This is a genomic window from Paenibacillus sp. FSL H8-0175, from assembly GCF_045040615.1.
Taxonomy (GTDB): Bacteria; Bacillota; Bacilli; order Paenibacillales; family Paenibacillaceae; genus Paenibacillus_AQ; species Paenibacillus_AQ odorifer.
In genome coordinates this window covers 2,453,678-2,465,886 of sequence record NZ_CP150299.1, presented here as the reverse complement: position 1 = coordinate 2,465,886, position 12,209 = coordinate 2,453,678, and the positions used below count along the sequence as shown (strand labels likewise).

General features: G+C 48.5%; 8 protein-coding genes. All 8 read right to left on the bottom strand.

Going from position 1 to position 12,209, the window contains the following annotated elements; translation table 11 throughout:
- Positions 1 to 2: 2 nt before the first annotated feature.
- The 8 genes from MHH46_RS10560 to MHH46_RS10525 all read right to left on the bottom strand — a co-directional run bounded on the left by MHH46_RS10560 (position 3) and on the right by MHH46_RS10525 (position 12,194).
- Positions 3 to 2,081, bottom strand: coding sequence for a heparinase II/III family protein (locus tag MHH46_RS10560; protein ID WP_076191361.1), 2,079 nt, complete (start codon positions 2,079 to 2,081; stop codon positions 3 to 5).
- Entirely contained in the window at positions 2,078 to 2,839 is a 762-nt protein-coding gene (locus MHH46_RS10555; protein ID WP_076130134.1) for an SDR family NAD(P)-dependent oxidoreductase, read from the bottom strand. Before MHH46_RS10555 ends, MHH46_RS10560 begins: the two co-directional genes overlap by 4 nt.
- A 47-nt stretch (positions 2,840 to 2,886) precedes the next feature.
- On the bottom strand, positions 2,887 to 4,683 hold the full coding sequence (locus tag MHH46_RS10550; RefSeq protein WP_076130133.1) for a sensor histidine kinase: 1,797 nt from the start codon (positions 4,681 to 4,683) through the stop codon (positions 2,887 to 2,889).
- Complete coding sequence (locus tag MHH46_RS10545; RefSeq protein WP_076130132.1) at positions 4,683 to 5,714, bottom strand: response regulator; 1,032 nt, start codon at positions 5,712 to 5,714, stop codon at positions 4,683 to 4,685. Before MHH46_RS10545 ends, MHH46_RS10550 begins: the two co-directional genes overlap by 1 nt.
- 64 nt (positions 5,715 to 5,778) lie before the next feature.
- Positions 5,779 to 6,663 (bottom strand): carbohydrate ABC transporter permease, encoded by an 885-nt coding sequence (locus tag MHH46_RS10540; RefSeq protein WP_139329962.1) that lies wholly within the window; start codon positions 6,661 to 6,663, stop codon positions 5,779 to 5,781.
- 21 nt (positions 6,664 to 6,684) lie between these two features.
- Positions 6,685 to 7,569 carry a sugar ABC transporter permease gene (locus MHH46_RS10535; protein WP_248549251.1) on the bottom strand — a complete coding sequence of 295 codons (885 nt, stop codon included), beginning with the start codon at positions 7,567 to 7,569 and terminating at the stop codon, positions 6,685 to 6,687.
- A gap of 61 nt (positions 7,570 to 7,630) precedes the next feature.
- Positions 7,631 to 7,837, bottom strand: coding sequence for a tautomerase family protein (locus MHH46_RS10530; protein WP_076130129.1), 207 nt, complete (start codon positions 7,835 to 7,837; stop codon positions 7,631 to 7,633).
- Positions 7,838 to 7,940: 103 nt separating this feature from the next.
- The gene (locus tag MHH46_RS10525; protein ID WP_076130128.1) at positions 7,941 to 12,194 is read right to left on the bottom strand and encodes an alpha/beta hydrolase fold domain-containing protein; all 4,254 of its coding nucleotides are present in this window, start codon (positions 12,192 to 12,194) and stop codon (positions 7,941 to 7,943) included.
- Between the last annotated feature and the right edge of the window lie 15 nt (positions 12,195 to 12,209).

Sequence of the window (12,209 nt, the reverse complement as noted above, 5' to 3'; positions counted from 1 at the left end):
CTCTACTCCTCCGTATTCCGGGACTTTTCCTGAATCAGTCCCGCTTTAGGGTCAAGGCAATACACCACTGCTTGCCCAGTTGTTGCTATTTGGATTCGGGGCGGTTCGCCCACCTGACTCACTAGCTTCAGTACAGCAGGTTCGTGACCGTCCCGATAAACCGTAATAAAATCAACCGACGGGCCTTTGTGCTGAAGCATAATACCTCGTAGCAATCTACTCGGGTCTTCGGCATTACCCGGTGTGCGGATTTCATACATAGTGGAGCCAGGCGCCAGTAGAGTACTCGAGGATACTTCATACTCCCGGCCGGTGCTCACTCCATCATAACGGATATTCCACTCCGTATTTAACGGGCAGTCCGTCTCATTTTTCATTGCGGACAGTACTTCTACTGAGCCATAACCAGCTTCCAGACCAAGGACTGTCGGAGAGTCCGTCTGGACACGGTGAGGGTCGAACGGTAACAGCAAATGTCCCGTCGGATGGAACCATAAGTCTACTTCCTGACTCCGCTCCGTTACTTGCTCAACATGAAACCAATCCAGCAGCCAACCGTCGGCCAATACAAGATGCCGCTCTAGAACAGCTCCTTCATAGGCGCTGTCTGAACGAATCCATAAGTACGTAGCGTTGCCTTCCTGGCGAAATTGACAGCAGCTTCCGGTATGTGGAGCTTGGGAACGACCTCCGATGGTGACCGTGTTATGGCTCGCAGTTTCGGAATACCATTCCTTGCGCAAAACAGATCCATAAGGAACCATACCCAGCTCGGGAGCAACCTCGCCCCATCGGTGCATAATCGTGATATGAAGCTTGTCGAAATGTCCATGTGATCCGCCATGCTCTCCGAAATCCGCCAGCACGGACAGCGGATTGCCCGGGTGGCGGAGCACGGCGAATCCGGAATCCGGCAGTAGGACAGAGTCTCTCACCCTGTAACTGGTCTGAAGTTCCTTACTCTCACCTGCTCCATACAGCACTGCCTCCAGACCAGTCCTTAATTCCTGCCCGTATAGATATCTATAAGCATTCGCCAGTATTGGCTGGAGACTCGGGTCTTTGTAAACCGCAATACCTATTTCAAATACTTCAGCAATTTCTCGGGCGAAAGGAACGCGCGCATAAGGACCATCATGCACGGCTGGAAGCTCCCCGTTATCGCCGCTAAGCTCTGCCAGCAACTGAAACATGCCACGGATGGATTGTCCCTGTTCTCCTTTGGCAGCATAGAGGTCAATCCCGAAGCGCCCGTACATCTCGTCTGCTATGAGATAAGCCCGCAATACAAAAATATGGTAGTACGTGCTGCCTTCAAATTCAAAACCATCTGGCTTCACGCCAATGGACAGATGATGATAGAATCCGCCTTCTCCCTCCAGCAAAGAAGCAAGCTTTTCTCTGGTACCTTTGGCGGCATATACACAAGCCAGGCTAGCATTCAGCCATGCGGTATAATTGTTCTCTGCATTCTTCTTCTCGTAAATGAGGATGTGGCGGTATTGCTCCATACTCTCCTCCAGCATCGTGAAGAACACTTGCAGCTTTACCTCTTCCTCCCCAGTGAACGTTACTCCATGATCCACAAGCAGCAGATAGGCCCGAATAAGCGTAGTGGACCAGATAGCCTCTGTCAGCGCCTGATGAAAGGCACGGCCACTAAGCATCCAGGGTTGAGCATCGGGATGAACCGGATACAAAGGAAACTGCTCCGCATAACCGACAAGAATCTTCCGGGCTAAGCTGCTGTAGAATTCTTCTCCGTCTGCGGCGAATACCACGGCAGCTTGCAGCGCGTATCGCGCCATTGCCTGATGCCGGTATACCAGCCATGCTCCCCGGTAGGGCTCACCTTCCAGCTTGCAGCCCTTCGGGCAAGAAAAGACAACCGCATCTTGCTCCATAACATCGAAGATTAGCTCAGTATGATGCTGGGGACATACATATTGGTGCCACCAGCCACCAGGTTCTGTCGGGAGCAGAATCTCTTCTCTCCGGAAGGGATCCAGCTCCATTTTCAATTTATCCACCTCAAGACCAACCCAGGAAAAAGTATCTGCTTTCTCCTTAAGGTTCATCATCGCATGAACAAGCCTCCGTTAATTTCAATAATTTCGCCTGTCAGATAATCCGACAGCTCTGAAGCGAGGAAGAGTGCCACATTGCTCACATCCTGTGGAGCACCTTCCCGGCCCAGCGGAATCTTCGCAATCGTTGCCTGTCTTGCCGCATCCGCAGTAAAGGTAGCATGGAAAGCGGTCTGACCGATAAATCCAGGAGAGATAGCGTTTACATTAATCCCGTGAGGACTCAGCTCCTTGGCAAGTCCCTTGGTATAAGACCATACCGCAGCTTTGCCCGCTGCATAAATGGAAGCCCCCGGTCCGCCGCCGTCATGGGCCGCAAGGGAAGATACATTGATGATTTTACCGCTTTTCTTGGCAATCATTCCTGCGGATACGGCTTTGCAGGCAAACACGCATGATTTAAAATTGACGTCCATCACCTTGTTGTAATGCTCTTCGTTCATTTCAGTATTGGGAACCCGATTGATCATGCCGCCTGCATTGTTGACGAGAATATCGATGGTTCCGCCGAAATGCTCCTCAATTTCCTTCACCATATTATCCAATTGGGCAGGACTTGTTGCGTCTGCCTGAAAAGCATAAGCTTCTCCTCCGGCCTGACGGATCGCGTCCACCGTCTCCTCCGCAGAACCGAACAAATAGTTTACCGCCACTTTGGCGCCGGAAGCAGCCAAAGTCTCCAAGATTTGTCGGCCTATCCCTGCATTGGACCCTGTAACAAGCGCAATTTTACCAGTCAAATCAATTTTCATTGCCTATTTCCTCCTAATAGTAATTTTTTCTGAAAACATCTTTTTCCTCACTCCGCAGGCATGGATAAGATCAACCGGGTTCCCTCATTCTCCACGCTTTCGACACTTAATCCGTATTGTTCACCGAACACCATTTGAATTCTCCGGTGCACGTTCATGAGCCCGATTCCACCTCTATGATAGAGGGAGTCTCCTTCCGTATCCGCCAGCTGATTCAGATTCAGCTTCTCACGAAGCTTATCAAGCCGTTCGCGGGACATCCCTGCGCCGTTATCCTCTACAAGAACTAGAAAACGATCTCCCTCTTTTCTGGCGTCGATTCTAATATAGTGCTTGTCTTCAATTCCCTCGGGAAACGCATGCTGAAAAATATTTTCGATCAAGGGCTGAAGTGTAAGCCTGACCATCTTAGCCAGTAGCAGCGTCGGCGGAATCACTACGTCAATTTCGAACTCCCTGCCGATCCGGTGCTTGAGAATCGTCATGTAGCTCAGTACATGATTAAGCTCATTGGCAATCGTAATTTCCTCCAGATTAGTTTGGATGGAGTAGCGAAGCATGAATGCCATGGCCTCCACTATTTCTGTGATTTCATCCGAATCCTGAACGACCGCATAACATTTGATAGTCTCTAATGTGTTATATAGATAGTGCGGATTAATCTGCAGCTGGAGTGCCTGGAATTCAGCTTGATGACGCTCCAGAGCCTCCTTCTGGGTGGTAAGCTCCGCTTCGTATACCCGCTCAATCATTTCGGACAGCCGGGTCACCATGAGATTGTAGCTGCGCATCAATCCCCCCAGTTCATCCTGACGGCCGTTCATCTCAAGCCTGCGCCACTTGCCTTTTTCCGTCTCCCTCATGCCCTCCTTAAGAATCAGGATGGGCTTCGTGATGGATCGTCCGAACCAGGCTGCAAGGAGCAGTGTGCCGACAAGCGTGAGAACTCCCACCACCAGCGTGGTCGTACGAATGGTAGAAATAGGCTTGCGCAGCTCACCAACGGGTATGGATACTACAAGCTGCCATTTGGAATATTCGGATTTTCTCGACACGAACAAATACTCTTTCCCGTCTACTTTTTCCACCACAGAGTCATTTGGGTGTTGAAATACGTTCTGAATGTGCTCAGCAGATAACCCAGGGTGGTTATTATTCCCTTCCGCCCGGTAAAGGAGCTTGCCGAATTCGTCCATGATAAAATAGGACCCGCCCTGTCCCAGATCAAGAGGTTCCCATATACGGGCCAGATCCTCAGCCTTAAATTCAATGGCGACTATACCTTTGGGACGATAGGAAGAGACCCCTCTGATTCGGCGGACCATCGTAATAATGTTCTTATCCCCTTCATTCATCACATTCGTGTTGAGAATGGTGATGCGGCCGCTCTCCGGCGTATGTTCGCTTAAGAAACGGTAGCGTTCCTGAGGATGAAACTGCAGGCTATGTGCCTGATAGGAGTTATCATCGCTAATGGCCTTGCCGTGTTCACCGATGACGTACATCAGATTAATCTGGGGATACAGAATAAACAAAGAACGAAACAAATACTTCTGAATGTCATTCGTATATTGATAGTAGGAGAAGCTATCCTCCGGGTCCATATCCAAGAACTCCTTGACTTGATTGTAGGACAGGATGGAATCGCTAGCCTTTTCATAATTTTGCAAATACAGATCCGTTTGATAAGACGCACTTCTGATGACTTGAGCAATGGACTTCTCAGAAGACTTATCCAGCTCAGCCGAAGCCTGAAAATAAGAGATAAATCCAACCATGGACAAGGATAGAAGAATGACGGTCAGAAAGGAGGCAAACAGCTTGTTCGACAGACTCTTTCTCATCAATCGATCCCCAGCTGGTTGCGGTACTCAGAAGGAGCCAGCCCGGTGAACTTTTTGAACGTCTTCGTAAAATGAGGATGGTCTGCATACCCGACTTCATAGGAAATATCGGTGATCCGATAGCTTGCATCGGCAAGTAATCTTTTGGCCTTCTCCATCCTGCGTTTTATGCGGTAATGTACAAAGGTCTCTCCTGTTGAGTGCTTAAACATCTGGCTGAAATAAGAGGCATTTAGCCCAAGCACTTCCGCCACTTCTTCCAGCGATACTTCCTGGGCGAGATGCTTTTCAATAAATGCTTTAGCTTCCTCTATCGGATCCTTCGCTTTACCCTTGCGCTTTCTACGAAGCTCTTCCAATATAGCTGCTGACGCTTCTGCGAAGCAGTGAAATAACTGCTCAGGTCCAGCTGCTGCGGACAAGTCTAACAGGCTTTTACCGGGTGTAACTGAATTGACAAGCAGCTTCTTCACGAGTAAAGCATAGCCCTCTTCCAGAAGCTCTTTTTGCTGAATTCGGCTCATCTTACGCTGGAGGAAGTCAGTTTCCCATTCCTTCAGTACAAGGTACAGCCTTTCTTTATCCAAGGTCCAGATGGCATCATCCATACGCACGACCCATTCATCGAGCTTAGCGACAGAGACAAAACTCTCTAACTTCTCTCTATGCGCTTCCAGTTTGGCGATCACATTTTGAAGGTTCCCTTTGCTCACGGGTTTCAGGAGATATTCTTTCACTCCATAGGACACGCATTGGCGGGCGTATTCAAAATCCCCATAACCCGAGATGACAACAGTCTGAATATCCGTCTCCATCTCCGACAGCCGCCGGCACAGCTCCAGTCCGTCTACCTTGGGCATACGGATATCTGTAAAAAGAAAATCCGGCTGCTCCTCCATAATGAGCTGGATTGCCTCTTCGCCATTCTGGGCCAGCTTAATGTTATACGGATGCTCGCCGCATTGCTGGATCATGATAGAAAGTCCCTTTCGAATCATGGGCTCGTCGTCTACGATTAATACACATCTCATCCATGGATACCACCTTCCGATTCGTCTCGCTTAACGCGTTCCTATTCTACCACACTATGATAGATCAGGATTTGACGGATCCGACCATCATTCCTTTAACGAAATGGCGTTGAAGAAACGGATAAATCATGATAATCGGAATAGTAGCGACAATGATAACAGCCATTTTGATGCCCTCAGGTGAGGTGTGGGCCAAAGAGCTATAAACTGAGGAAGCCGGATCAATGCTGATATCGTCCGTCTCGAAGAGCTTCTTCAACATCACTTGCAGAGGCCATAATGACGGCTTGTTGATATAATACAGAGCGCTCATGTACGTATTCCAGTGCCCGACGGCGTAAAAAATCCCCAATGAGGCCATTACCGGTTTGGACAACGGCAGTACCATATTGACTATGATCCGCAGCTCGCCACACCCATCGATTCTGGAGGAATCTATCAGCTCCTGAGGCAGCTGCATAAAGAAGCTTCTCATCACGAAAAAGTTAAATGCGCTGATGGCCCCCGGAATCATAAGTGCCCATAAGGAGTTCATAAGCCCCAAATTTTTGATCAGGATAAAGTTTGGAATAAGAGGGGCACTGAATACCATAGTGAACAATACCATCATGACGATGTATTTACGTCCTACGAATTCCGGCCGCGACACCGGATAAGCGAGAGAAGCTGTCGCAATCAGATTAATGGCGGTTCCCAGTACCGTAATATAGACGGAGACACCGAACGCCCGCCAAATGGAATGATCGCTGAAAACGTACTGATAATTGATCGCGGTAAATTCCTTTGGCAGCAAGCCTACCCTGCCATTAATAATTGCTTCAGAGCTGCTAAAGGACTGGGCAATCACATTCAGAAACGGCAGAAACATAGCCAAAGCGAGAGCGGTCAGAAACAAAAGATTGAACACATTAAATAGATTCTGGCCGCGAGTATAGCGTACTCTCATCATCCCTACCTCCATAAAGAGCGATTAATACAGCGATTCACCGGTTGTTTTTTTGCTCAAAATGTTGCCGATGAGCACCAGAATGAGTCCAACTACCGACTTGAATAGCCCCACTGCTGTTGTATAGCTGTATTGCTGAGACAGCAGCCCCGCCTTATAGATATAAGTGTCCAGAATCTCCCCGTTCCCGGTATTAAGCGCGTTCAGGAATACCCATACCCGCTCGAAGCCAAGATCAAGAAATCTCCCGATATGGAGAAGGAACAAAATCATAATCGTCGGTATCAGAGACGGCAGTGTAATGGCTAAGGTTTGTTTCCAGCGCCCGGCTCCGTCTACTTCAGCAGCCTCATAAAGATCTGGGTTTATTCCTGCCAACGCGGCCAGATAAATGATCGTACCGTACCCGGAATCCCTCCAGATACCGGAACTGATCAAAATCGTGCGAATGTATGAATTTTCACCAAGAAAATAAATCGGTTCAAAGCCGAAAGCTTGTAAAGCCTGATTCACAATCCCTGTTCCTGGGGAGAGGATACCCAAGGCGATACCGCTGACAATTACCCAAGATAGGAAATGGGGCATATAAACCACCGTTTGCAAAAACCGTTTGTAAAACACAAGCCGAATTTCATTCAGCAGAAGCGCAAGCAATATTGGAGCCGGAAAGGCGAATATAAGATCATACAAGCCTAGCAGAATTGTATTGCTCAAGATTCTTCCGAAATCCTGGTATTGGAACATCGTCCTAAAGTGCTCGAGTCCCACCCATTCACTGCCTGTAAAGCCTTTAAAAATATTGTAGTTCTGAAACGCAATAACTGAACCAGCCAACGGCAAGTACTTGAAAATAATAAAATACAAGATCCCGGGAATCGCAATCACATAGAGTGCTCTGAATTTCCACATGTTTAAAAGCAAGGACCTTTTCGTGTCGGCTTTGTAGTTAATAAGGTCAACCCCAGTTAACTTAGCTTTCATAACCGTTTCCTATAGGTCCTGTTTTCAGCAGGTTCGCCGGAGCATTCTCATCCAGGGGAATTTCTTGAAATTCGACGGTAATAAATCGTTCCTCCCGTTCAATAATTCGGGATAACTCCCGCGTGAATACGGTGACTATCTCCTCCTTCTGCTCACTCGTTCGGCCTTCGTACATCCTAATCTCAATATGTGGCATCGGCTTTCCTCCATTTCCTTAAATAGTGAATGAATCTAACCTCATTCTACCTACAATAAAGCGCTTGCAATATGGAGTTTCTATGAGTGAGCTTGTGTTTTCTTTAGGGTATAATCGGTAACGGCCAACCCTCTACTACTACATGATCATTTTTGAAATAATTGCAACTTATACTGTTAATAAGATTCCCCTGCAGGATGATCCCTTTTCCAGCAAGAAGTCGAATACCGTTCGTATTGCCAATCAGCGAATTTGCGATCAATTGAACGTCCTGCGGGTCGCCCGCTCCGATATCATTTGCTTTGCTATCGCCGGGATCACGCTCAAGGGATACAGCCCAATAATTCGACGCGGTGTTGTTGCGAATGATATTCTCCTTAATGATAGTACCTGGCCCGTTCAAAATCTGAATGCCCTTGGCGTTCTCTATATGCGTTGTATTCTCAATCACATTTCGCTCAATGACTGTATCCGGGGTGCCCATAGTTACATTGATTCCTTCTCTTGTATTACGAATCGTATTGTCATGGATATAGTTACGCGGTCCTGACTTACTGTGATTGCTGGGTGCTGTACCCCCGGTGTTTCCCAGTCCGATCGCCGCGCCGTAGGGAATATCGCTAATCACATTGCCGTATATCTCGTTCAAATATTCGAGTTCTCCGTGCAGATCGATGGCATCCAGCTTTGTATTCATAAACTGATTGTTTCGCAGGACATTGTTATGGGCAACAAATTGGATCAGCGCCCCATGCCGCAAATAAGGGCCTTCGAAATGGGAGTCCTCCACAACATTCCAAACCGTGTCGTTCTCATACCCGTTGCGATCCTGCTTGGCCATGCCCTGAATCGACACACCATAGCCAGCACCGCCCGGACCTACATCTGTCGCATTTCGGAACGTGCTGCGGCGTACGACGATATCACGGCTGTTGTCGATACGCACACCCATACGTGAATACTTCTCTACAGTAACTCCATCAACCGTGACGTTGTATGACGGAACTTCACCAAAATTTGCGATGGTAATCATGCTGTCGGGACCACCGGCGTCCGGGTTGTTCACTTTGTGATCCGTCGTGTAGACACCGTTCCATGTAGAAGTCAATGTGAGATTAGTTATGGACAGATCATGCTGTCCGGATACTTTCATCAGGGCGCTGTTTTTTACCTTATTGAGAGATGTCTTGAGGATGGTTGTTGATTGATCCTCACCGCGAAGGTTTACTCCTGACTTGAGCTTCAAATTGACAAGAGTATCCAATGTTGAGTTCAAATTATAAACCCCAGACGGCAAATAGACCTCATCGCCGGACTCAGCACTGTTTATGGCAGCTTGAATAGCAATACCGTCATCTGTGTCGTTATCGGCGAGATCAGCATTATAGTCCACCACGTTTAAGATGCGCCCAGTGGTTGTAGGTGAGGAATGAACCGGATGCACCGTACCCTCAGGTTCGGTTAACCCGGGAGCTGTGAATGGGATCGGTTCCCGGGGGGGATTAGGTGTGTAGTTCGGGATGCTGGCTACAGGTGTATCGCCATTTGCGAACGGCGCATAGATGTTTACCTCCGATAAACTTGTAAACGCGCTGCCATCAGAATTTCCAAAACCCACGATCCGCACATATCTGGCTTCTGTGTCAGGAAAATCAAAAGGTTGCATCTCTATGGTCCTGAACATACTTGCACCAGTCCATATCGTAGTCCAAGCCAAACCGTCATTTGAAGTTTCGATACTCAATTGAGCCGTACGCGTGTCACCTTTATAAACGGCAATACCTAAATAACTGATCTGCTTCCGTTCGCCTAAATCGTATTGGACCCACGGGCTGTTACCTGCGGCGGACCAACGGGTGAACAAGTTATTATCGATGGTATTCGTTGCGATATTGCCATCGCTGTCGCTGGCTGTCACGTTTGCAATCGCGTAAGGAATGATGGGTTCTGTAAGCGTTGATCGGGTAAAAGAAAGCGGTACGGATGTATTGCCCGACTGATCCACCGCTTCAACCTTAAAGCTGTACGCCGTGCTAGGGCTAAGCCCAACGGCTGTATACGTTGCACCGGTAACATTGGATAACAGGGTGTTATCCCGGTATACGCGATAGGAGCCGATACCTTGATTATCGCTGGCGGCCGGCCATGAAAGTTGAATGAACTCTGTACCTATATTGACAGCTTTCAGAGAACTTCCATCCGGCCAGGAAGGTTTCTCATGGTCGCTTGAAGGTGCAACCGCTTCTTGAACAACAAGCTGTGGACGGGGGTTGCTGTTGCCATTAGCTTCTTTCGAATAGACATTGAGGGAAATTCCAGTGCTTGCCGCATCACCAAGCAGAAAAGCGATATTACCGCCCGATGCGGACAATCTTTCTCTGACAAACTCGGACACATCGATGCTGTAAACCTGTGGAGCTCTTGATTTGTCTGCCGTTACGGTAAATTTCCCACTTAACGAAGCAATGGTCAGATCCGTGACAGGCGCATTGCTCCAAGTCAGCTCCGATTCAGTCCAATTTGTATCCTTTAGGCCGAATAACGAAAGTTCGAGGTCCGCATTGGATGAACCCTTTTTGGCAGCAACATTAAAAATGTACCTGTTTGCAGGATTGCTATATGAAGAGACATCAAATTTAAAATACACATATTTCTTGTTCTCGGCGCCAGAAGAAATACTGAACAATCCATTGCTGCTGCTCGTCGCGCTATTGAAGTTTACAGTGGGCTTGCTGCTGTCGATGACTGCATCGTCGCTCGGTGCCAGACTGGCTAGATCGCGGTATACAACCTCATCATCAGGTGTTGTTGCCATTCGATTCTTTACATATTGATCCATAAAAGCCCAAGCCTCGGCGCTTGCTTGCTCAGCCGCTTCGCCTATAAAACCGTGACCTTGTTTAGGTACAATTTTGACATCGACCACTTTCACGCCTGCATCCTTCAATTGATTGGAGAACGTAATGCTGTCCGTGTATGGGATCGTTGCATCCACATCCCCATGGCGGATGAAAAAAGGCGGATCGTCCGGTGACGCATAAGTGCCAGGCATGGCCAACCTTGCCTGGTCTGGCACAGAGAACGCGTCGTTCCCGCCTAAAAGCGCTTTCACAGATTTATAGCTATTAGCGAAGTTTGTTGTAAAATCCGCTGGACCGTAGAGATCGACAACGGCTTGCACTTGATCAGAATATTGCTGCCAACCGCCATTCCCAGCCAAATCCGGAACATTTACGGTATGTCCTGTATCCAATGTGATTGTCTCGCCTGACTTAATGTTCCCAGTCGTACCGAGCAGTGAGACCAGATGCCCCCCTGACGACGAACCCCATACACCGATCCGACTCGGGTCCAGATGGTATTCTGCCGCATGCGCGCGCAAGTAACGAATAGCAAGCTTCACATCCTGAATTTGCGCCGGGAATGGCGCTTCCGGGGTTAAGCGGTAATCCAGCGATACTCCGATATATCCTCGCTTGGTTACATAGTTGCAGATACTGGCAAGGGCTTGCTTCCGGTCTCCGTGATTCCAACCTCCGCCATGAATGTATACCATCACTGGCACGGGTGCTTGAGGCAGGATCTTGGGTACGGCAATCGAAGTATAAATCGGCCGCGTTCCAGCATTCCCAATCCGCACATCTTCATACAGCTTAACGCCTTCAGGAACCACAAACGGCTTAGGTTCAGCCGGTGTAGGGATTGGCACCGGTGTCTCTGCGGGTGGTATTCCGGGAATCGTTTGAGCTTTGAGGGCGACACTATCGATGTACATATTCGCGTTCATAAGCTCCCCCACACGAACCCGGATTTTGACGTTCGGGTTGTTGTCAGCTCCGCTGCCCAAGTTTTGGACTTTGAGTTGGTTCGGCTCACTGTTCTTTTGTTCCAGCGTTCCTGGGGGCAGCTTAAATTCCTCCAACGTTGTCCAATTTATCCCTCCGTCACTTGACCATTCTACGATGACGCTTCCTCCGATGTAGGAGGATGCCCGTGTATAATAACTCAATTGAAGATTGCGGTACCCCGTCGAATTCACTGGCAGCGCCAATGCATCCTTGCCATCGATTTTCACCAGATTCGGTACGGACGGGGCCGTGGACGAAACCGAAGTTTTCGCCATACTGTTTCCTTCGCCTTCCTGCAGCCAAGGCCCCGGAATGGCAATACCACCGGTAGATCCAAAATTGTCAGGGTCATCGAAGTTTTCCTCGTAGAGCGTAACATAGTCATCGGTTATTCCGTCTGCATAAACTTCAGTAAGCGCTTGCATTTCCAAAGGCGAATATAACAAAGCCAAAGCCAACAGTACTCTAATGCCCACTCGAAAAGCTTTCCTATATAGTCCGTTTCTCAAATGAATTCCTCCCTG